Genomic DNA, 21,448 nt, shown 5'->3' with positions numbered 1-21,448 from the left:
CTCGTGTGTCGGGGCGCGCGCGTAGCGTGGTGCGCATGACACCGTCCGAAGTCCTGATCGAAGCGTTCTCCCGCGTCCCCGAGACCGTCGAGCGTGCCGTCGACGGCCTGTCCGAGGACCAACTCGCAGCGCGTCCGGCCGCCGGGGCGAACACCCTGGCATGGCTCGCGTGGCACACCGCCCGTGGGCAGGACGTCCAGATCGCCGACCTCGCCGGCACCGCGGAGGTGTGGACCGCCGACGGCTGGTACGACCGGTTCGGCCTGCCGTTCCCGGCCGAGGCCCTCGGCTACGGCATGTCCCGTGACGACGTCGGTCGCGTGCGTGCCTCGGCCGAGCTGCTCACCGGGTACCTGCGTGCCGTCCACGACCGCACCGTCGCGTACCTCGGCACGCTCGGCCCCGACGACCTCGACCCCGTGGTCGACGACGCGTGGGACCCGCCCGTCACCGCCGGTGCCCGGCTCGTGAGCATCCTCGACGACTGCACGCAGCACGCCGGCCAGGCCGGCTTCGTGCGCGGGTTGCTGTTCTTCAACCGCTGACGCGGTCGCTTCGTGAGCAGAAATGGTCGGGTCCGATTTCGGGACCCGACCATTTCTGCTCACCACGTGACGGACGGGAGGCCCGGTACCAGCTGGTACCGGGCCTCCCGTCGTGCGTCTGGTCGCGACTAGCGCGCGGCGAGCTCCGACACGATGCCGTCACCGGGGGCGGCCTGCACGAGGTCCGCCGCGATCTCGGCACGCTCGAGGATGCCCTCGATCTTGCGGATGCGACCACGCGGGACCAGGGTCACGACGGTGCCCTCCTTGCCGGCACGACCCGTCCGGCCGGAGCGGTGCATGTACGCCTTGTAGTCGTCCGGGGCGTCCGCCTGCACGACGAGCGACACGTCGTCGACGTGGATGCCGCGGGCGGCGACGTCAGTGGCGACGAGCACGTTCACCCGGCCGCTCGTCAGGAGCTGCAGGTTCCGGGTCCGGCGCGACTGGTTCAGGTCGCCGTGGAGCGACGTGGCACGGATCCCGGCGTCCTCGAACTGGTCGGCGAGGCGCTCGGCGTAGGCACGGGTCCGGGCGAAGACGATCGTCTTGCCGTCGCCGGCGACGAGCTCCTCGAGGACACGGTCCTTCTCGCGCTGCTCGACCACGAGGACACGGTGGTCGATGGTCGAGGACGCCTGGTCCTCACCCGCGACCTCGTGCACGCTCGGCTCGTGCAGGAACTGCTCGACGAGCGCCGCGACCTGGGTGTCGAGCGTCGCGCTGAACAGCAGCTTCTGTGCACGGTTGCCCTGCGGGGTGACCTCGGCGGTGGCGGAGAGGATCTCCTGCACCGGCTCGAGGAACCCGAGGTCGCACATGTGGTCGGCCTCGTCGAGCACGGAGATGACGACCTCGCTGAGGTCGAGCTTCCCCTTGTTCATGAGGTCCTGCACACGACCAGGGGTGCCGACGATGATGTCGACGCCACGCTCGAGCGCACCCTCCTGACGGCCGTACGGCACGCCGCCGTAGATCTGCGTCGTGAAGAGGCCCACCGAGCGGGCGATCGGCTGCACCGTGCGGTCGATCTGCAGGGCCAGCTCGCGGGTCGGCGCGAGGATGAGCGCACGCGGGGCGCGGCCCATCTTGCGCTTCGTGCCGCCGCCGTGCTCCATGAGCTTCTCGACGAGCGGGGCGCCGAACGCGATGGTCTTGCCGGAGCCCGTGCGGCCACGGCCGAGGACGTCCTTGCCGGCGATCACGTCGGGGATCGTCGCGGCCTGGATCGGGAACGGGCTGCTCGCGCCGAGCTCCTGCAGGGCGCGGGAGATGTTGCCGCCGATGCCGAGGTCGCCGAAGGTCACGCCCTCGACGTCGGACGCCACGGTGGACTCGGCCTGGAGCTTCGCGAGCTTGACGTCGTCGGCGGGGACGAACTTGCCGCGCTCGGGCTCGTCGAAGGAGCGGCGGGGAGCGCTGCGATCGTCGCGGTCGAAGCTGCGACGCGGGCGGTCGTCGTTGTCACGACGGGGCGCACGGTCATCGCGGTTGAAGCTGCGGGGAGCACGGTCGTCGCGGTCGAAGCTGCGACGGGGACGGTCGTCGTTGTCACGACGCGGGGCACGGTCATCGCGGTTGAAGCTGCGGGGAGCGCGGTCATCGCGGTCGAACGAACGACGGGGACGATCGTCGTTGTCACGACGGGGCGCACGGTCGTCGCGGTTGAAGCTGCGCGGGGCGCGGTCATCGCGGTCGAACGAACGACGGGGACGATCGTCGTTGTCACGACGGGGAGCACGGTCGTCGCGGTTGAAGCTGCGCGGGGCGCGGTCATCGCGGTCGAACGAACGACGGGGACGGTCGTCGTTGTCACGACGGGGAGCACGGTCATCGCGGTCGAAGCGACGGGGACGGTCGTCCTGGTCACGACGGGGAGCGCGGTCGTCGCGGTTGAAGCTGCGCGGGGCGCGGTCGTCGCGGTCGAAGCTACGACGCGGACGGTCGTCGTTGTCACGACGCGGCGCGCGGTCGTCGCGATCGAAGCGACGGGGAGCACGGTCGTCACGGTTGAAGCCGCGACCACCGCGGTCGTCGCGCTCCGGGCGGCGCTGGCCGCCGCTGTCACGGGGCTCCCAGTTCGGGCGCGCGGGGCGCTCGCCCTGCGCCGAGCGGCCGCGACGCTCCTCGGCGTCCCAGCGCTGCTTCTGACGCGGCGCGGTCGGCTCGGCGGCGCGGAACCCGCGGTGCTTGCTGCTGCGTGCGGCGGGGGTGCCGTTCGGGTGGCGGGGACGATCGGAGGCGCGGTTGTCCGCGCCCTTGTTGTACGGAGCCATGACTGCTTTCTCGGGTGCGCAACGAACCGCAGCGCCCGACAGCGACATCGGCGGGGGCTGCTTGCGGAGAGGGGGTTCATCCCGTCGCGATTCGACGTGATTCCAGCCCTCGAGCAACACACACCCAACAAAAAGCCCGTGATCACGATGTCACGGCGTCGAAGGCCGACCGAGCGAGTCTACGCGACCCCGCGCTCTGATGCCAGCCCCGTCGTCGACGGACGGCCGCGAGCCGGACCCGGCCCGTGCCTCCCGGCCTGCCCGTCGGTCAGGACTCGGCGAGCCGCTGTCGTTGCTCGGCCACGTCGAAGTCCGCCTTCGGCCACGAGAGCTGCATGTCCTCGAGGGCCCGGAGCAGGAGCTGCTGCACCGCCAGGCGGGCGTACCACTTGCGGTTCGCCGGCACGACGTACCAGGGCGCCTGCGGGGTCGAGGTCCGGTCGAACACGATCTGGTACGCGTCCTGGTAGCGGTCCCACAGCAGGCGCTCGTCGATGTCGGCCGGGTTGAACTTCCAGTGCTTGTCGGGACGGTCGAGTCGCTCGCCGAGGCGTTCGCGCTGCTCGTCCTTCGAGATGTGCAGCATCACCTTGACGATGGTGGTGCCCTCGGCGGTGAGGCGGTCCTCGAACTCGGTGATCGCGCCGTAGCGTCGTTCGATCTCGTCCGGCGCCGCGAACGCCCGGATGCGCTGGATGAGGACGTCCTCGTAGTGCGAGCGGTCGAAGACGCCGAGCTGCCCGGCACTCGGGAGCTGCCGCTCGATGCGCCAGAGGAAGTCGTGCTCGCGCTCCTCGGCCGTCGGGGCCTTGAAGCCCGCGTACCGCACGCCGTTGGGGTCGACCGCACCGACGACGTGCGAGACGATGCCGCCCTTGCCGGCGGTGTCCATCGCCTGCAGGACGAGCAGCACCCGGCGCTGGTCGCCGGCGGTCGACGCCGCGTACAGCCGCTCCTGCAGGGCGGCGAGGCGGGACGCCCCCGCGGCGAGCGCTTCGAGCCCGTCGATCTTGCGGCCGGGGAAGCCCGGCGTCGCATCCGGGTCGACCTGGTCGAGGCGGAAGCCCGGTTCGACGCGGAGCAGTGGTTCGGGATCGGCGTTCCAGGCCTTGCGACGGCTCACGGGTCCTCCTGCGGTCCTGGCGGCGGGTGCCCCCTGCTCTCATCCTGGCACTGTGTCGGTTCCGCCGTCGGGCGGCGCCGTCCGGGTGCGCGGTCGGGTGCGCGGTCGGGTGCGCGGTCGGGTGCGCGGTCGGGGTTCCTCCGCTGGGGTGACGTGGCCGGCCTCGGGTGCGGCTACCGTGGAACCGATGAAGTCCGGCCGCCGCACAGTGCTCGCGCTCGTCGCCGCGGTCGTGGCGCTCGGCGCGGTCGCGTCCTGCAGTACGGACCCCGTCGGCGACGAGAACGCGACGGTCACCGCGGACAGCGTCATCTACCCGCTGTCCCTGCAGTACCACGGCATCGACGTGGTCGCGGATGTGCCGTACGGCACGGCTCCGCTGCAGCGACTCGACGTCTGCCTGCCGGCCGACAGCGCCCCGGAGACGACCGCGACCCCCACGGCGACGCCGTCCGCCACCCCGACGGCCGACCCCGCCGAGGCCGCAGCCAGCACCGGTCGGCCCGCGGTGCTGATGATCCACGGCGGCAGCTGGTCGCACGGCGACAAGGCCACCGCCGCCTACCGGTCGGTGTGCAAGTACCTGGCGTCCGAGGGCTTCGTCACATTCAACGTCGACTACCGGCTCGCTCCCACCGACCCGTTCCCGGCCGGTCTCGACGACGTCCGACGGGCGCTCGACTACGTGTTCCGCCCCACGACGCTCTCCACGTACGACGTCGACTCCCAGCGGGTCGGGGTGTTCGGCGGGAGCGCGGGCGGCAACCTGGCGGCGATGCTCGCGGTGACCGACCACGAGTCCGCCGCCTACGCCGAGGGCGACCGGATCCATGCGGTCGTCGACCTGAGCGGCCCCACGAACCTGACGTCACGCTCGACCCGGGCCGACGGGGTGTCCGCGTCCTTCCAGCGGAAGCAGCTGCTGTACCTCGGCTGCCGGACCTACGCGAAGTGTCCGGCGGCGACCCGGGCGTCGCCGGAGTACCACGTCACCTCGGACACGGCGCCGTTCTTCATCGGGCACTCGACGGACGAGTTCATCCCGCTGTGGGAGTCGCAGGAGTTCGCGGCGACGCTCCGGTCGCACGACGTGCCGGTCACGTTCGTGCAGGTCGAGGGGACCGCGCACTCGATCGCGCAGCTCGACGAGGCGATGAGCCGCCGCGTGGCGACGTTCTTCCGGACCCAGCTGGGCTGAGGCGCTGCGGGGGCGCCGTGCGCGGGTTCGGCCGCGGGCGGGTTCGGCCGCGGGCGGGTTGTGTGCCGCCGAAGCGACATTTCTCGCCGACGAGCGGCCGTCCGTGCCGCGAGAGCGACGTTGTGCCGCCGATGTTCGGCGGAGAAGTGTCGCTTTCGCGGAGCCGCACTGCCGCGTGCCCCGGGTGGGTGGCACCCGGAGTCGGGACTACTGCCGACCGGCGCCACGTCGCAGACTTCCGGGGTGACCGACACCTCGACCCGCCCTGCACGCGCCGCCGCGACCCGCTGGGACCGTTCCGCGCTGCAGACCTCTGCGGAGTTGCTGCTCGGGCTGTCGTTCGCCGCCACCATGGCCTTCGGCGGGTACGCGGCTGCGACCGGGCACCTCGCTGTGTTCGCGCAGGGCGCCGGGGTCGTCTTCCTCGTCACGCTGACCTGCGTGCTCGTGTCCTGGTTCCGCGCCGTCGAGCGCGAGGAGCGTGCCGACCACCGGGCCACCGCGCCCGTCGTGCCGGCCTCGGCCTCGGTGCCCCTCACGACCGCCGCCATCGCGGCCGTCGACGCCGAGTACCGCAGGTAGCGGGGCCCGGCGCCGGCAGCGCCGCCGCTAGCCCGCCGCGGCCGCCGCAGCCCGCCGATCAGCCCGCCGCTCCCGCGCCCGCTCCACCACGTAGTACAGCGCCGGCAGCACCACCAGGGTCAGCAACGTCGACGACACCAGCCCGCCGATCACGACGAGCGCGAGCGGCTGCGAGATGAACCCGGACTTGCCGGTCAGCCCGATCGCCATCGGCACGAGCGCGAAGATCGTCGCCAGTGCGGTCATCAGGATGGGCCGGAGTCGTCGGGTGGCCCCTTCGACCAGGGCCTCGCGCACCCGCAGTCCGCGCCGCCGGTACTGGTTCACCAGGTCGATGAGGACGATCGCGTTCGTCACGACGATGCCGACGAGCATGAGCACGCCGATAAGCGACGCCACTCCGAGTGGGATGCCCGACGCGATCTGCAACAGGATCGCGCCCGTCGCCGCGAACGGCACCGAGACGAGCAGCAGCAGGGGCTGGAGCAGGCTCCGGAACGTCGCGACCATCACCACGTAGACGATCAGGATCGCGACCAGGGCGGCGAGCAGCAGCTGGCTGAACGCCGACGTCTGGCTCGAGGCGACGCCGCCGATCGACGCGGACGCGCCCTTGGGCAGGTCGAGCTGGTCGACCGCCGTGGTCACCGACTGCACCGCCGCGCCGAGGTTCGACGCGTCCGGGGTCACGGTGATCGTCGCGGTGCGGACGGCGTCCGAGGTGGTGACGGTCGTCGGTCCCTCGGCACGTTCGACGGTGGCGACGTCGGACAGTGGCACCGGGCCGGTCGAGGTCGGGACCGACAGTGCGCGGAGTGCCGTGATGGTCCTCGGCGGCGAGGGTGCGGCGATGTAGACGTCGAGCGAGGCGTCGTCGATCTCGACCGTCCCGGTGTCGCGCGGCGACACCGAGGCTGCGACGATCCCGCCGACCTGGGTCTCGGTCAGTCCGAGCGCGGCGGCCTTCTCGCGGTCGACCCGGACGGCCAGGTACGGCTCGGCCGAGGACAGGTTGCTCGTCGCCCCCGTGGTGTCGTCGACCGTCCGCATCTCGCGCAGCACCTGCGACGCGGCGGTCCGGAGCTGCGCCTGGGTCGGCGCGCTGACGTCGACCTCGATGTCGCTGCTGCCGCCGAAGCCACCGCCCGACGACGCGACCGTGAGCTCGCCCTGGTCCTTGAGCCCGTCGAGTCGCTTCCGGGTGTCCGACTGCACCCGGGTCTGGTCGGCGCCCTCGTCGGTGGTCACCGAGTACTGCACCGATGCCGTGCCGCCGCCACCGAACGCGGCCTGGATCGACTCGCCGCTCGTGCCGATCGTGGTCTGGACGGTCTCGACGCCGTCGACCGCGCGGAGCTGGCGCTCGACGGCGCGCGCCGCGTCGGACTGCGACGCCAGGCTCGTGCCGGGCTCGAGGTCCTGCGTGACGGTGAAGGTGTTCTGCCCGGAGTCACCGAGGTAGTTCGTCTTGACGAAGGGCAGCGCCGCTGCGGTCCCTCCGAGCACGAGCACGGCGAGCACGAGGACCACCCACGGTGCGCGGAGCGCCCACCCGAGCACCGGCTGGTAGCCGCGGCGCAGCCGGTCGGGTGCGGACGCGTCGTGCAGGTCTGCCGCACTCGCGAGTGCACCGTCCGTCGCAGAGCTGACGGGAGGCACGGCCCCCGCCGCCCCGTCGGCGTCGGTCCCCGACACGGCCGGCTGCACCGCCCCGGCGTGCTTGTGCCCCTTCGGCGCGCGCAGGAACCAGTACGCCAGCACCGGCACGATGGTCAGGGAGACCAGCAGCGAGGCGACCAGCGCCATCGTCACAGTGAGGGCGAACGGCCGGAACAGTTCGCCGACGAGCTCGGCGACGAACGCGACGGGCAGGAACACGACCACGGTCGTCACGGTCGACGCGGTCACGGCGCCGGCGACCTCGCGGACGCCGTCGAGCACCGCCCGTTGCCGGTCGACGCCGGGTTGCAGGTGCCGCTTGATGTTCTCGATCACGACGATGGAGTCGTCGACCACACGGCCGATCGCGATGGTCAGGCCGGCGAGCGTGATGATGTTGAGCGTGTAGCCGGCGGCCAGCATGCCGATCGCGGCGAGGAGCACCGACGTCGGGATCGAGATCGCGGTGACGATCGTCGACCGGACCGACAGCAGGAACAGCAGGATCACGAGGACGGCGAACGCCAGGCCGAGCAGTCCTTCCTCGGCCAGGGAGTCGATCGACTGCTGGATGAAGGGCGCCTGGTCGAACACGACGGTGAACCGGGGGTCGCCGTCGATCTTCGCCTCGATGCCGGGCAGGGCGTCACGGACGGTCTCCGAGACGTCGACGGTGTTCGCCTCCTGCGTCTTCGTGATCGCGATGGTGAGTGCCTGTTCGCCGTTCACGCGGCTGATCGAGGTGCGCGGTGACTCCTTGATGGCGACGGTGGCGACGTCGCCGAGGGTCGTCGCCGAGGTGCCGCCCGTCAGCGGTAGGTCCTCGATGTCGGCGACCGAGGCGATGCGTTCGCCGGTCTGCACGGAGAGCGTCGAACCGCTCTGCGTGATCGTGCCACCGGGGATCAGGGTGCCGTTGTCGTCGAGCGCGTCCGAGATCGCCGTCTCGCTGAGGCCCCGGGCTGCCAGGTCGTCCTGGTCCGGGGTGATGACGACGCGGCGACCGGGGTTGCCGTAGACGTCGGCGGCCCGCACCCCGTCGAGCTTCTCGAGGTCGGGCACCGCGGTGGCGTTCAGCCGTTCGACGAGCTGTTCCTGGTCGCCCTTCGCCGACACCGCGAGCTGCAGGACGGGCAGGTCGTCGAACGACCCGGTCACGATCTGGGTCTGCACGGAGTCGGGCAGCGAGAGTGCGTTGACGACGGTCTGGATCTTGTCCTCGGCGCTGGCCAGGTTGGAGCCGTAGTCGAACGAGGCCGACACGATGCTCTGCCCGGTGGACGAGGTCGCCGAGGTCGACTCGAGGTCCGGGACCGCCTGGATCCCCTGCTCGATCTTCGTCGAGACGTCGTTGGACACCACCTCGGGCGTGGCACCCGGGTACGCGCTCACGATCGCGACCTGCGGGAACTCGACGCTCGGGATCAGCTCCTGCTTGAGGTTCGACAGCGCGATGCCACCGAAGATCGCGACGACGATGGTGACGAGCGCGATGAGGGCCCGGTTGCGGAGGCTGAAGACCGAGAGGAGGTGCACGTCATCGATCCTCGCAGCCGCAGCCCGTGCGCGTCCGCATCAGGCCGTCGCATCAGCCACCGAGCAGCAGGTACGTGCCGAGCACGCCGACGGTGCCGAGCACGCCGCTGCCGAGGGCGATCACGCGGCCGACCGACGACCGGGCGGTGGCCACCCCGACGACGAGCACGAGGATGCCGACGACGATCTCGACCACCCAGGTCACCGGGCCGGTCGTCGCCACCACCTGCAGCAGCGCCCGCACCCCCTCGCCGATCAGGATCGCGGCGGTGACCCCGAAGGCGCCGGCACGCCAGCGGGCGTCGCGGGAGCGGACGAACACGGCGACCGCACCGGCGAGCAGTCCGGCGGGGACGCCGAGCAGCACCCACAGGTTGGTGACGGACAGGAAGTCCGGGTAGCCGCGCAGGTTCGTCGTGGCCCAGTAGCCGACGTGCATGAGTTCGAGCAGCACGACGCCGAGCAGCAGCGCGAGCGGCAGGGCGAACCGGCCGGCACGAGCTCCGGCCCCGATGCACAGCGCGACGGCGACCAGGAACCAGGGGCCGGCCGAGTTGGCGACCGAGGACAGCGCGGGCACGGTCTGCCCGAACGAGGTCAGCACGCCGGCGAGCAGCGCACCGCTCAGGGCCATCGTGACGCGCACCAGAGCCGGCACCGCGGGGCACGGCTCGGACGGCGACGCGGACGACGGGGACGCAGCAGCGGCCGGAGCACCGGCGGACAGGGTCGCGTTCATGGCATCAGCATCGCGTCGTCCGCCGCCGCGCACATCGCCCCACGGAGCGAGAACGACCCCAGCCCATCACCCCAGAGGATGACCCCACGACTCCTCACACCACCGCGGCGAGCGACCCCCGCACCCCGGCGGACTCCCCACCGACCCGCGCCCACGCCCGTTCGAGCACGTCCACCAGACGACCGCGGTCCGCCGGCGCCATCGTGAACGGCACCCGCAGGAACCGTTCGAACCCGCCGTCCGGGCCGAACACCCCGCCGGACGCCAGCACCACGCCCTCGGACCGCGCGGCCAGCACGAGCGCACTCGACACCGGTCGCCCGAGGCCCACCCACGTCGTCAGCCCGCCTGCGGGCGACGGGACGTCCCATTCCGGGAGTCGTGCCCTAAGCGCGCCCACGACGTCGTCGCGACCCTGTCGCAGGTACTCGCGCCGCGCCTCCAGGACGGCCGCCGTGCGTGGGACCAGCTCCCGCGCGACCAGCTGGTCGAGGACGGGGGTGCCGAGGTCGCCCGTCGGGCGGGCGGCGAGCAGCCGCTGCAGGAGCGCCGGCGCGGCGCGGATCCAGCCGATCCGCAGGCCGCCCCAGAAGACCTTGTCGGCCGACCCGATCATCACGACCGACGCCCCCGACGGGTCCGCTGCTGCCAGCGGCAGCGACGGCGCGCCGTCGATCCGCAGCTCGCCCATCGTCTCGTCGGCGACCACCGTCGTGCCGACCGACGCCGCGACCGACAGCAGCAGCTGGCGGGTCGACGTGGACATGGTCGCTCCGGTCGGGTTGTGCAGCTCGGGCATGACGTAGGCGACGGCCGGGGCGGTCCGCCGCAGCGTCGTCTCGAGCGCGGCGGCGTCCCACCCGGTCCGCGCGTCGACGGGCACGCCGACGAGTCGTCCGCCGGCCTCGCGGAACGCCTCGTGCGCGTGCGGGTAGGTCGGGGACTCGACGAGCACGGCGTCCCCGCGACGGACGAGCACCCGTGCGAGCAGCGCGATGGCGTGCTGCGCGCCGATCGTCACGATCACCTGGGACGGGTCGGTCGGCAGTCCGCGCTCGGTGTACCGGTCGGCGATGGCGGCGCGGAGCCCGGGGTCGCCGACGGTGTCGTACCCGATGCCGGCGAGCGCCGCGGGCACGTGTCGCACCGCCCGCTCGACGGCCTCGGCCATCCCCGGTGCCGAGTGCAGCGCGGCCTTGCGCAGGTCGAGGAGCTCGCCGTCGACCACCCCGCCGAGCCGTTCCGGGTCGGGACGACCGATCAAGGACGCGGGCAGGTGGACCACGCTGCCGGAGCCACGGACCGACACGACGAACCCGTCGGACCGCAGTCGGGCGTAGGCGTTCGCCACGGTCGTGCGGGAGATGCCGAGCGCGGTCGCGAGCCCACGCTCCGCCGGCAGTCGCACGCCCTGTGCGACTCGGCCGTCGATGACGAGGACCCGGATGGCGTCGGACAGTGCTTCGTACGCGGGGGCGTCGGTGCCGTCGCGCCAGTCGGTGAGCAGCAGGGCAGCAGATCGGGCACTCAGCAGCACGGGTGTCATGGGTCCACGGTAGCGCGATTGGCTCTCGACCAGCAGTCCAATCCGCATCGACGATGAACCCATGTCCCGCAGCACCGCCCTCACGTTCCGCTTCGTCCAGCTCTTCGTCGGCCTGTTCCTCTACGGCGCCTCCACCGCGCTGCAGGTCCGAGCGGTCGTCGGCGTCTCGTCGTGGACCGTCCTGACGCAGGGCCTCGAGAACGTGGTGCCGTGGTCGTTCGGCGTCATCACCGTCGTGTCGAGCGGCGTGATCCTGCTGTTCTGGATCCCGTTGCGCCAGAAGCCGGGCATCGGCACCCTGCTGAACGCGCTGGCGATCGGGCCGAGCGCCGACCTGGTGCTCTGGCTCGTGCCGGAGCCCTCCGGCCTGCTGGCACGGATCGCCCTGTTCGTCGCCGGACTGGTGCTGCTCGCCGTCGCGACGGCGTTCTACATCGGCGCAGGGTTCGGCACCGGGGCCCGTGACGGCCTGATGGTCGGGCTGCACGAGCGCCTCGGCTGGCCGCTCTGGCTCGCGCGCACCCTGGTCGAGGTGTCCGTCGTCGTCGTCGGGTGGATCCTCGGCGGGAACGTCGGCGCCGGCACCGTCATCGCCGCCTTCGCGATCGGCCCGATGGTGCAGCCGCTCATGCCGTTCTTCCGCCGGTTCCCGTGGAGCCCTGAGCGCCGGGTCGTCCGGGAGGCCCGTCCCACCGCCGTCGCGCACGCTTCGTGAGCAGGAATGGTCGGGTCGCAGGGCCCCACCCGACCATTTCTGCTCACCATCCGCCCGGCACCCTTGCGGCGTCGCGAGTCGCGATATAGCGTGACCTCCACAGACGCGATACATCGCGAGTTGGAGGAAGCAACATGACGCAGGAGAAGTGGCTCGTCGACGAGCCCAAGGTCATCGACACCGGCATCGTCCGCACACTCCGTGTCGGACTCGTCGGTGGTCAGGTGGACGTCGTGGCACACGACGAACCCACCGCACGGGTCGAGGTCCACAGCGTGTCCGGCAAGCAACTGAAGATCGAGGTCGACGGCGACACGCTCACCGTCGACCACCCGCAGATCCGGTGGGACGACCCCATCGGGTTCCTCAAGTCGTTCCGCGGCAAGGCCCACGCGGACGTCAGCATCCTGGTCCCCCGCGACGCCTCGGTGCACCTCGGCGTCGTGTCGGCGGGTGCGCTGCTGTCCGGCACGAACCGCGGCGCGATGCTCAACACGGTGTCCGGCGACCTCGTCGTCGACGGTGTCGCCGGCGACGTCACGGTCAACGCCGTCTCGGGCGCGACGACCATCCGCGAGCTCGACGGCGCCCTGACGGTCCACACGGTCTCGGGTGACGTCGTGGCAACGGGCGAGATCCCGCGGTTCCAGGCGGACGGGGTCTCGGCGGACGTCGTGCTCGACCTGCACGGCGTGCCGGAGTCGGCGCGCGTCAACACGGTCTCGGGTGGCGTGAGCGTCCGGCTCGAGGACGGTGTCGCCTACCAGTGCACCGTCAGCACGGCGTCCGGCAAGCTGCAGTTCGACGACTCCGAGATCCGCGGCGTGCGCGGCTCGTACGTCAAGCAGGGCGGCGAGCTGGCCGGCCAGTGGCTGGACCTGCGCGTGAACTCGGTCTCCGGCGACATCGCGGTGCTGCACGCCCCGCCGGTCGCCGCCGAGCCGACCGCACCCCCGGCACCCCCGACGGCGCCGGTCCCCCCGACGGCGCCCGTGCCCCCGACGGCGTCCGTGCCCCCGACGGTGCCGACCAACGACGGCGAGGCGCCCGCATGAGCCCCGTCTTCGCCCACGGCCACCTTCGCCTGTACCTGCTCGTGCTGCTGGCGGACCACCCGATGCACGGCTACGAGCTCATCCAGGCCCTCGGCGACCGGTTCGGCGGCACCTACGTGCCGAGCGCCGGCACCGTGTACCCGCGGCTCGCGAAGCTCGAGGAAGAGGGCCTCGTCTCGAAGACCGCCGACGGCCGCAAGACCGTCTACGCGATCACCGAGGCCGGCCGCACCGAACTCGCGGCCCGTGCCGACGAGATCGCCGCGGTCGAGTCCGGGGTCGCCGACTCGGTGAAGTCCCTGGCCGACGGCGTCCGCGCCTCGGTCGGCGAGGCGATGCGGTCCCTCCGAGCCGACCTCGCCGCCTCGGCGGAGAGCCCCGGCGCCGGTTCCCACGAGGACCCCGTCTCGGTGCCGTCGGAGAGCGCCCGTGCCCTGCGCGAGCTCGAGATGGCGCTGTCGTCGTTCCGGCAGCAGGTCCGCGCGGACCTGCGCCGACGTGCGACCCGCGGCACGCTCCGTGCGGACACCGTGACGCGCCTGCGTGACGGCCTGGAGGCCCTGCGCAAGTCGCTCTGACGGCCCGCGGCCGACAGGCGGTCGCGACCCGTGCCTCCCGGCCGCCCGTCGCACCGCCCCACCCACGGAACCAGGTTCCGGACACAGCACCACGCCGATCCGTGGTGTCGTGACCGGAACCTGGTTCCGTTCGCGCACGACGGCCCGCGGTTCGTGCGCTACAACCCGCGGTCGGCGAACGCGACCATCGCATCGCGCAGCGCACGTGCCGCACCCGCTCCGGCCCAGTCGTAGGCGTGCGCGAACCGCTCGTCGTGCACGTACATCTCGGCGAGTGTCCGGAACCGCTCCGCGGTGAGGTCCGCCGGCGGCGTCGACTCGGCGAGCCACGCGAACTGCCGCCGCGCCAGTGCCTGCGCGGCCGGCGAGTCCGAGCCGTCTCCGGACGCGGCGAGCGCTGCGGCGTCCCGGGCGATCGCGCGCAGTTCGTCCTGGAACGCCTGCTTGCCCGCGGTGTCCTTCGCGTCCCACCAGGCGGTGCCGCGCTGCCAGGCGTCCGCCCCCCAGCGCTCCTCGACCTCGTGCTTGAAGCGGGTCTGGTCGAACCCGTCGAAGGTGTCCGTGGCGTTCATGGTGTCCCCGTTCTCGATCCTGGTGATGGTGGTGCGCACGGCGGCGAGCTGCCGGGCGAGGCGGTCCCGCTCGCGTTCGAGCCAGGCGACGTGCGCGGTGAGGGCGGCGACGTCGTCCTGCTCGCCGTCGAGGACCCGGCGGATGTCGGGCAGCCCGATGCCGAGGCCGCGCAGCAGCAGGATGCGCTGCAGCCGGACGAGTGCCCGGTCGTCGTAGCGGCGGAGTCCGCCGTCGCCGACGGCGGTGGCCGGCAGCAGCCCGATGGCGTCGTAGTGCCGGAGCGTGCGACTCGACACCCCGGCGGATCGCGCCACGTCGGCGATGCCGTGGGGTGCTTTCGCAGCTGCGGTGGCGATGTCTGACGGATCCCTCATGCAGTCCACCGTAGAGGTTGACGCAGCGTCAACCGCAAGCGGGGATCGGGGTGCAGAGTCGACGACACGCGACCGACCGGGAATGACCGCCCGGGGACCCGTGTTGACTCCCGCCCGGAACTGAGTAGGTTTGCCGCTCGTGACGAACGAGGTCCGGTCGCTGAAAGCGCGACTGATCGGGGATCCGCTCCCCTCTGAGAAGCTCGAAGGACAGCTCCTCCCGAAGCACCTGGCACTGCCGATCTTCGCGAGTGACCCGCTGTCCTCCGTCGCGTACGCACCGCAGGAACTCCTGATGATCCTGCTGCTCGGCGGGATGTCGTTCCTGACCTTCGCACCGTGGGTGGCCGCGCTCGTCGTGCTGCTGCTCGTGGTGGTCGTCGCGTCCTACCGACAGCTCATCAAGGCGTACCCGTCCGGCGGCGGCGACTACGAGGTCGCGCACCGGAACCTCGGCGAGAAGGCCGGGCTGGTCGTCGCGAGTGCGCTGCTCGTCGACTACGTGATGACGGTCGCGGTGTCGGTGGCCTCCGGCGTGGACAACATCATCTCGGCGCTGCCGATGCTGAACGACGTCCGCGTCGAACTCGCGCTCGTGTTCGTCGTGCTCCTCGCCGCCACGAACCTGCGCGGCGTGCGGGAGTCGAGCAAGGCGTTCGCCATCCCCACCTACCTGTTCGTGGCGTCGGTCTTCGTGATGGTCGTCACCGGCCTGGTCCGCGTCGCCGCCGGGCACGCCCCGGTCGCCGAGTCCGCCGGCTACACGGTCGACAACGTGGAGCACACGACGCAGGCGGCGTTCATCCTGCTGCTCCTCCGGGCCTTCGCCTCCGGCTGCTCGGCCCTGACCGGCGTCGAGGCCATCGCGAACGGCGTGCAGGCCTTCCGGCGCCCGAAGATCAAGAACGCGCAGGCGACCCTGGTGGCGATGGGCGGCATCGCGATCGTCCTGTTCATCGGGCTCATCACGCTCGCGCTCGTGTCCCGCGTGCACTACGCCGAACGCGCCTGCGACCTGCAGGGGTTCGCGGACTGCGCCACGACGCCGCAGCGCTCCCTGATCGCCCAGATCGCGGCGGCGACGTTCGGTGACAACTCGGTGCTGTTCTTCGTCATCCAGGCGACGACGGCCGCGGTCCTGCTCCTCGCCGCGAACACGGCGTTCAACGGGTTCCCGCTGCTCGGCTCGATCCTGGCCCGCGACTCGTACGCCCCCAAGGCCCTGTCGACGCGCGGCGACCGGCTCATCTACTCGAACGGCGTCATCGTCCTGGCGCTCGTCGCCGCGGCGCTGCTCGTGGTGTACCGGGCGAACGTCACGAGCCTCATCCAGCTCTACATCATCGGCGTCTTCGTGTCGTTCACGCTCGGGCAGACGGGAATGGTCGTGCACTGGACGCGCCTGCTGCGCGCGGACCGGGCCGGCACCGCCGACCCGTCCGTCAACCGTGCACAGGTGGTGCGTTCCCGCACCATCAACGCGATCGGTGCCACGTTCACCCTGGTCGTCCTGGTCATCGTCACGATCACCAAGTTCACGCACGGCGCCTGGCTCGTGTTCCTGATCATGCCGATCCTGTACGTGCTCATGCTCGGCGTGAACCGTTACTACCGCGACGTCTCGCACGAGATCGAGGCCGACGTCGAGACCGAGTTCGGTGCCACCGGCGACCACGCCGTCGTGCTCGTGAACAAGCTGCAGAAGCCCGTGCTCAAGGCCCTCGACTACGCGATCGCCGCCGAGCACGCCAGCTGCGAGGCGGTCCACGTCGCGATCGACGACGCCGACGCCCAGCACCTGCGCGACCAGTGGGCCGAGTACGGCATCCGGATGCCGTTGACCATCGTGCCGAGTCCGTACCGCGACATCTCGATGCCGCTCATCAAGTACATCAAGGCGCACCGGCTCGAGCACGGCTCCGAGGTCGTCACCGTCTACACGCCGATCTTCATCGTCGGTCACTGGTGGGAGGGCCTGCTCCACAACCACCGCGGCCGTCGCATCCGCAAGAAGCTCCTGCTCGTGCACGGCGTCACCGTGGCGCTGGTGCCGTGGCTGCTCGACTCGTCCGAACTGCTGTACGGCCGCCGGTCGCGTCCGCTCCCCGGCCAGGAGCGTCGCGGCGAGCCCGTGCGGCCGCCGCTCCGCCGGTCCCTCGCCGGCTCGGCCGGAGCGCCGGTCGACGGTGTCGTCGACGATCGCCTGGCCCGGTCCGCGCAGCGGAACAGCCTGCAGCCGCGTCGCGCGACCCGACCGGCCGGTCCCGCCGAAGGCGTCGACCCCGCGCAGTGCACCGGTGAGCTGCACGCGCTCGTGCCGACCTCGCCGCGCCGGGGCGACGAGTCGTAGCATCTGACGTCATGACGATCACCGACCTGCGGACGTTCGCCACGTTCGACGGCCACGGCGGCAAGGTGTCGAAGCGCGTCGAGGTGCTGGACCACGAGCCCGTCGCGGGCAGCCGCCACGAAGGACTCGTCGCCGTGCGCGGCGAACACCCCCTGGGTGCGCTCGACGAGCGCGCCGCCGACGAGTCGGCAGCGCTGTCGCGCGGCGTCCCCAGCGTCGGGTGGGTCGACCCGTCGACGCTCCGCGACTGGTACCGCCCGGACCGCGTGGTCATCACCCGGCTCGAAGCGCGGCAGTCCGGCATCGAGCCCGGTCTCTACGCCGATTCGCGCGGTCGCGGACGGGTCCGGATCGACGGCCTGGAGGCACGGCTCGCCCCCGACGGTCGCCCCGCCTTCCGCGCACTGGCCGGTTCCGAGGCGCCCTGGGTGGTCGACGTCCCCCTGCCGACGGACCAGGCGGTGCGCCTCGTGGCGGTCGCCGAGGTCGACGAGGGCTTCGAGGTCGTGACCGCTCCGGTGTCCCCGTTCCTGCAGCCCGGCGAGTACGCGGCGTACGACGACGACGTCCCCGGTCTGCCCCCGCGGCCGTCCAGCGGCCGGGTCGTGGTGTCCGCGACCGTGCTGCTCGACGGCTCGCTGCACGAGGTCGAGCGGATCGACGAGCAGGCCGCGACGATCTGGGTCCGTCGCGAGGGACGGACCGTGCCGATCGCCACGAGTGCGGTCGGCCCGGACCTGGTGCGGTACTCGGCCACGCCGGTCTGACGGGGGACAAGGGCCTGCGGGGTGCGTCGGAGGTGCGGCGTAGCGTCCTCGGCATGAGTGATGCAGAAGAGACCCTCGGCGGCGCCCGTCCGGACCCGTCGACCGACGCGAGCAAGGACCCCGAGCAGTGGGTCACCGGTGACGAGCCGATGACCGGACCCCAGCGGAGCTACCTCGACACCCTGGCCCGCGAAGCCGGCGAGGAGCTCTCCGCTGACCTGACCAAGGCCGAGGCCTCGGAGCACATCGACCGCCTGCAGCAGCAGACCGGCCGCGGCACCGACACCACGGGTTCCTGAGAGCGGGTCCGCCCTTCGGCGGACCCCAGCCTGGGCATGTTCTGGTGATGTCCGGGCAGACCCCCGGACGAGGGTCTTTCGATGACGTGTCACCGGATACCTTCGTGGCCATGCGAACGACATCGACCTCCATCGGCCTGACCGCGCTCCGCATCGTCCTCGGGGTGGTGTTCATCGCCCACGGCGCGCAGAAGTTCGCCCAGGGCATCCCGAACGTGGCCCAGGGCTTCTCCGGCATGGGCGTCCCGCTCGCCGACGTCGCTGCACCCCTGGTGGCGGGCCTCGAACTCGTCGGCGGTGTGCTGCTCGTGCTCGGCGTCGCGACCCGCGTCGTGGGCGTCCTGCTCGCCGTCGACATGGTCGTCGCGGGGTTGCTCGCCCATGCGTCGTCCGGCTTCTACTCGCAGGACGGCGGCTTCGAGTACGTGCTCGTCCTGGCGGTCGGGTCGTTCGTCGTGGCACTGACCGGCCCGGGGCGGTTCTCGCTCGACGCCGTGTTCCTGGCGTCGTCCCGTCGCCGTCGTGGCGTGCAGGAGCCCCTGCCCGCCTGACCCGCGGTGCGGGCGTGCGGGCGTGCTGCGCCGCGGCCTGCCACCGCGTGCGTGTGTGCGTGCGGCCTGGCGTGCTGCTGCCGCCTGGCGCGCCGCCCCGTCGCGCTGCGCACGGTGCGAGGTTGACCAGCTCACGCGGCGGCGAGCACGTCCATCACCTGGCGGGCGATGAGCCGTCCGGCCCGGTTCGCCCCGATCGTCGACGCCTGCGGCCCGTAGCCCGCCAGGAACAACCGTGGCTCGTCGACCGAGCGCCCGTCCGCCACGACGACCCCGCCGGCCCCGGTCCGCAGGTGCAGCGGCGCGAGGTGCCGCAGGTCGGCCCGGAACCCGGTCGCCCAGAGCACCGCGTCGGCGTGCACGTGCGTGCCGGCGGCCGTCACCACGCCGGTCTCGTCCATCCGGGTGAACATCGGCTGGTCGCGAAGCACCCCGCGGTCGATGCCCGCGCGAATCCGCCGCGAGACCGGCACGCCCGTGCCGCTCACGATGCTCGGCAGCACCTCGCCGGCACGGGCCGCCCGGTCCTGCTCGTCGACCGCTGCGACCGCCGACTCGAGGTCGAGCGACGACGAGTCCGCCCACACGATCGGCCGCCGGACGAACCAGTGGGTCGACCGCGCGACGCCGTCGAGTTCGAGCAGGAAACCGATGGCACTCGTCCCGCCGCCGACCACGACGACGTCCTGCCGGGTGAACTCCGCGGCGCTGCGGTACTCGGTCGTGTCGAGCTGTCGTCCGCGGAACGCGCCTCGGCCCGGGTACCACGGCACGAACGGCGTGCCCCACGTGCCCGATGCGTTCACCACGACGTCGGCGCGGATCCGGGTCTCGGTGCCGTCGGCGGAGCGGGTCGTGACGCACAGTCGGCCGTCCGCGGTGCGCGAGACCGACGGCACCGAGACCGGACGCCGGACCCGCAGGTCGTAGTGCTGCTCGAACCGCCGGTAGTACTCCCCCACGACGTCGCGGGCGGGTCGTGACCGATCGGCGTCGTCGAACTGCAGCCCCATCGCCCGCATCCCCGGCAGGTCGTGCACGCGGTGCGCCGCGCCGAGCCGCAGGGCCTCCCACCGGAACTGCCAGGCACCGCCCGTGCTCGGCGCACGATCGAGCAGCACCACGTCGGTGCCGGGTACGAGCCCCAGGCGGCGCAGGTGGTATCCCACCGACAGTCCGGCTTGCCCCGCACCGATGACGACGACACGGGCGGACTGGTCGGCTGCGTTCTCGAGGGGTTCGGTCATCACTTCGATTCTCCTGTGCGCGGAGCCGTCGCGGCGACGTCCAGATCGAGGTACATGGTAGAGTGATCGGCAGATTTCAAACCACGAACCGTCTGGTTCCCCGAGTGATCTTCCGTCATTCGCCAGGACCGGACCAGAGCCGAACGAGGGGGTCACGCATGGGGCGCGGCCGTCAAAAGGCGAAGCACACCAAGGTCGCCCGTGAGCTGAAGTACTTCAGCCCGCAGACGAACTACGGTGCACTCGAGCAGGAGCTCTCCGCCGGACAACACTCCGATGACGATCTCGTCGACCGCTGGGCGGACCAGTACGGTCCCGAAGCGGCAGACGAATCCGACGAGTTCGAGACCGAAGCGGACCAGAACAAGTCCGCCTGACCGGCACAGCCGTCACGCCGCGCGCCTCCGGGCAGCGCGGCGTTTCTGCGTGCCCACGCGGGTGACGCGGACCGGTCACGACTCCCCACGCGGGGAACGCCGAGTGGTCGCGAAGTGCCGCCCGCGGCCGGACCGAGCGGCACTTCGTGGCCACTCGGCGGACACCTGACGGCAGGTCGTGCGGCCTGGAGGCACGACGAACGCCCGCCACGCGGCCTGCGTGACGGGCGTGGCCGGCCGGGTCAGGCGGCGTAGCTCCCGACGAGCCGCACCGCGCCACCGTCGACACCCTTGGCACCCTGCTCGAAGCCGGACAGGTCGCGGGCCGACGTGGCGATCGTGCCGACCGGCCACGCGGGCATCCCGGCGACGCCGAGCGACTCGATGACGTCAACCGCGGCGCTGGCGGACACCACGGCGAACATGCCGATGCCCAGGTTCCAGGTGCCCTCGGTGTCCTCGATCGGCGTCCCTGCCATGTCGGCGAGCACCCGGAAGACGGGGAGCGGCTGCCAGGTCGAGCGGTCGACCTCGATCCACGAGCCGACGGGCAGCACGCGCGCCAGGTTCGCCGCGATGCCTCCACCGGTCACGTGCGACAGGGAGTGCACGGCGCCCGGGTGCTGCTCGAGCAGCTCCAGCAGCGGCGTCGTGTACAGGCGGGTGGGCTCGAGCAGGGCTTCACCGACCGAGACGCCGCCGAACTCGGCCAGCTGGTCGGTGTACCCGACCCCGCGCGACGCCAGGATGTGCCGGACGAGCGAGTACCCGTTCGAGTGCAGCCCGGACGACTCGATGGCGAGCACGACGTCGCCGTCCTGCACCAGGTGGGCACCGAGCTGCGAACCGGCCTCGACGACACCGGTCGCGGCGCCGGCCACGTCGTAGTCGTCCGGGCCGAGCAGCCCGGGGTGCTCGGCGGTCTCGCCACCGACCAGCGCGGTGCCCGTCGCCGAGCAGCCGCGGGCGATCCCGGCGACGATGTCGGCGATGCGGTTCGGCACGACGCGCCCGCAGGCGATGTAGTCGGTCATGAACAGCGGCTTCGCACCGACCACCACGATGTCGTCGACGACCATGCCGACCAGGTCTTGCCCGATGGTGTCGTGCTTGTCGATCGCCTGGGCGATGGCGACCTTCGTGCCGACGCCGTCGGTCGAGGTCGCGAGCAACGGGTGTGAGAAGTCCTTCAGGAAGGACACGTCGTAGAGTCCGGCGAAGCCGCCCACGCCGCCCAGCACGTGGCTGTTGTGCGTCGCCGCGACTGCGGACTTCATGAGTTCGACGGCCAGGTCACCGGCAGCGGTGTCCACTCCGGCTTCGGCGTACGGGTTGGGCATGCGGAGTCCTTCGCGGTG

Annotated in this window: 19 protein-coding genes; 11 read left to right on the top strand and 8 right to left on the bottom strand. The window is 71.9% G+C overall.

The features are described from left to right. Window positions 1–35: 35 nt before the first annotated feature. Window positions 36–545, top strand: a complete 510-nt coding sequence (locus tag ITJ69_RS02375) for a mycothiol transferase (protein ID WP_194671868.1) — start codon at window positions 36–38, stop codon at window positions 543–545. Between the two features lie 128 nt (window positions 546–673). Here ITJ69_RS02375 and ITJ69_RS02370 read toward each other — a convergent pair whose 3' ends face one another. Continuing rightward, window positions 674–2,821: a DEAD/DEAH box helicase gene (locus ITJ69_RS02370; protein ID WP_194671867.1), complete on the bottom strand. Its 2,148-nt coding sequence runs from the start codon at window positions 2,819–2,821 to the stop codon at window positions 674–676. 268 nt (window positions 2,822–3,089) lie between these two features. Next, a complete protein-coding gene (locus ITJ69_RS02365; RefSeq protein WP_258373280.1) occupies window positions 3,090–3,944 on the bottom strand; it encodes a PPK2 family polyphosphate kinase in 855 nt (284 codons plus the stop codon). Window positions 3,945–4,131: 187 nt separating this feature from the next. Here ITJ69_RS02365 and ITJ69_RS02360 point away from each other — a divergent pair, with 187 nt between their 5' ends. Both ITJ69_RS02360 and ITJ69_RS02355 read left to right on the top strand, forming a co-directional pair. Further along, a complete protein-coding gene (locus ITJ69_RS02360) occupies window positions 4,132–5,142 on the top strand; it encodes an alpha/beta hydrolase (protein WP_123937537.1) in 1,011 nt (336 codons plus the stop codon). 243 nt (window positions 5,143–5,385) lie between these two features. Continuing rightward, window positions 5,386–5,724 carry a hypothetical protein gene (locus ITJ69_RS02355; RefSeq protein WP_194671866.1) on the top strand — a complete coding sequence of 113 codons (339 nt, stop codon included), beginning with the start codon at window positions 5,386–5,388 and terminating at the stop codon, window positions 5,722–5,724. A gap of 27 nt (window positions 5,725–5,751) precedes the next feature. On the opposite strand, the gene ITJ69_RS02350 is transcribed toward ITJ69_RS02355, so the two are convergent. The 3 genes from ITJ69_RS02350 to ITJ69_RS02340 all read right to left on the bottom strand — a co-directional run bounded on the left by ITJ69_RS02350 (window position 5,752) and on the right by ITJ69_RS02340 (window position 11,204). Then, entirely contained in the window at window positions 5,752–8,919 is a 3,168-nt protein-coding gene (locus ITJ69_RS02350; RefSeq protein ID WP_194671865.1) for an efflux RND transporter permease subunit, read from the bottom strand. 52 nt (window positions 8,920–8,971) lie between these two features. After that, window positions 8,972–9,658, bottom strand: a complete 687-nt coding sequence (locus tag ITJ69_RS02345) for a DUF6518 family protein (protein WP_194671864.1) — start codon at window positions 9,656–9,658, stop codon at window positions 8,972–8,974. Between the two features lie 94 nt (window positions 9,659–9,752). Beyond that, a complete protein-coding gene (locus ITJ69_RS02340; RefSeq protein ID WP_194671863.1) occupies window positions 9,753–11,204 on the bottom strand; it encodes a PLP-dependent aminotransferase family protein in 1,452 nt (483 codons plus the stop codon). A 61-nt stretch (window positions 11,205–11,265) separates the two neighbouring features. Between ITJ69_RS02340 and ITJ69_RS02335 the strand changes: the two genes are divergently transcribed. The 3 genes from ITJ69_RS02335 (at window position 11,266) to ITJ69_RS02325 (ending at window position 13,552) form a co-directional block, all read left to right on the top strand. Then, a complete protein-coding gene (locus ITJ69_RS02335) occupies window positions 11,266–11,919 on the top strand; it encodes a YczE/YyaS/YitT family protein (RefSeq protein WP_194671862.1) in 654 nt (217 codons plus the stop codon). A gap of 134 nt (window positions 11,920–12,053) precedes the next feature. Next, on the top strand, window positions 12,054–12,974 hold the full coding sequence (locus ITJ69_RS02330; RefSeq protein ID WP_228504500.1) for a DUF4097 family beta strand repeat-containing protein: 921 nt from the start codon (window positions 12,054–12,056) through the stop codon (window positions 12,972–12,974). Continuing rightward, window positions 12,971–13,552 (top strand): PadR family transcriptional regulator, encoded by a 582-nt coding sequence (locus ITJ69_RS02325; RefSeq protein WP_131880746.1) that lies wholly within the window; start codon window positions 12,971–12,973, stop codon window positions 13,550–13,552. The genes ITJ69_RS02330 and ITJ69_RS02325 overlap by 4 nt, the downstream gene beginning before the upstream one ends. 158 nt (window positions 13,553–13,710) lie before the next feature. Here the strand turns inward: ITJ69_RS02325 and ITJ69_RS02320 are convergent, their stop codons facing one another. After that, window positions 13,711–14,499 (bottom strand): MerR family transcriptional regulator, encoded by a 789-nt coding sequence (locus tag ITJ69_RS02320; protein ID WP_194671861.1) that lies wholly within the window; start codon window positions 14,497–14,499, stop codon window positions 13,711–13,713. Between the two features lie 130 nt (window positions 14,500–14,629). Here ITJ69_RS02320 and ITJ69_RS02315 point away from each other — a divergent pair, with 130 nt between their 5' ends. From ITJ69_RS02315 to ITJ69_RS02300, 4 genes are all read left to right on the top strand, one after another. After that, complete coding sequence (locus ITJ69_RS02315; protein WP_123293661.1) at window positions 14,630–16,849, top strand: APC family permease; 2,220 nt, start codon at window positions 14,630–14,632, stop codon at window positions 16,847–16,849. A gap of 11 nt (window positions 16,850–16,860) precedes the next feature. Continuing rightward, window positions 16,861–17,616, top strand: coding sequence for a hypothetical protein (locus ITJ69_RS02310; RefSeq protein WP_111085562.1), 756 nt, complete (start codon window positions 16,861–16,863; stop codon window positions 17,614–17,616). Between the two features lie 53 nt (window positions 17,617–17,669). Next, window positions 17,670–17,915 (top strand): DUF3072 domain-containing protein, encoded by a 246-nt coding sequence (locus ITJ69_RS02305; RefSeq protein WP_123293659.1) that lies wholly within the window; start codon window positions 17,670–17,672, stop codon window positions 17,913–17,915. A 110-nt stretch (window positions 17,916–18,025) separates the two neighbouring features. Further along, on the top strand, window positions 18,026–18,466 hold the full coding sequence (locus tag ITJ69_RS02300) for a DoxX family protein (protein ID WP_194671860.1): 441 nt from the start codon (window positions 18,026–18,028) through the stop codon (window positions 18,464–18,466). A gap of 131 nt (window positions 18,467–18,597) precedes the next feature. On the opposite strand, the gene ITJ69_RS02295 is transcribed toward ITJ69_RS02300, so the two are convergent. Further along, window positions 18,598–19,713 (bottom strand): NAD(P)-binding domain-containing protein, encoded by a 1,116-nt coding sequence (locus ITJ69_RS02295; protein ID WP_194671859.1) that lies wholly within the window; start codon window positions 19,711–19,713, stop codon window positions 18,598–18,600. A gap of 158 nt (window positions 19,714–19,871) precedes the next feature. On the opposite strand from ITJ69_RS02295, the gene ITJ69_RS02290 reads away from it, so the two are divergent. Further along, the gene (locus ITJ69_RS02290; RefSeq protein WP_111085566.1) at window positions 19,872–20,090 is read left to right on the top strand and encodes a DUF3073 domain-containing protein; all 219 of its coding nucleotides are present in this window, start codon (window positions 19,872–19,874) and stop codon (window positions 20,088–20,090) included. A 242-nt stretch (window positions 20,091–20,332) separates the two neighbouring features. On the opposite strand, the gene purM is transcribed toward ITJ69_RS02290, so the two are convergent. Then, window positions 20,333–21,430: a phosphoribosylformylglycinamidine cyclo-ligase gene (purM, locus tag ITJ69_RS02285; RefSeq protein WP_159573606.1), complete on the bottom strand. Its 1,098-nt coding sequence runs from the start codon at window positions 21,428–21,430 to the stop codon at window positions 20,333–20,335. Window positions 21,431–21,448 lie beyond the last annotated feature (18 nt).

The organism is Curtobacterium sp. VKM Ac-2887, from assembly GCF_015350935.1.
Taxonomy (GTDB): domain Bacteria; phylum Actinomycetota; class Actinomycetes; order Actinomycetales; family Microbacteriaceae; genus Curtobacterium.
Note: the sequence above shows the minus strand (reverse complement) of the source record. Positions and strands in the feature narration are given on the sequence as shown.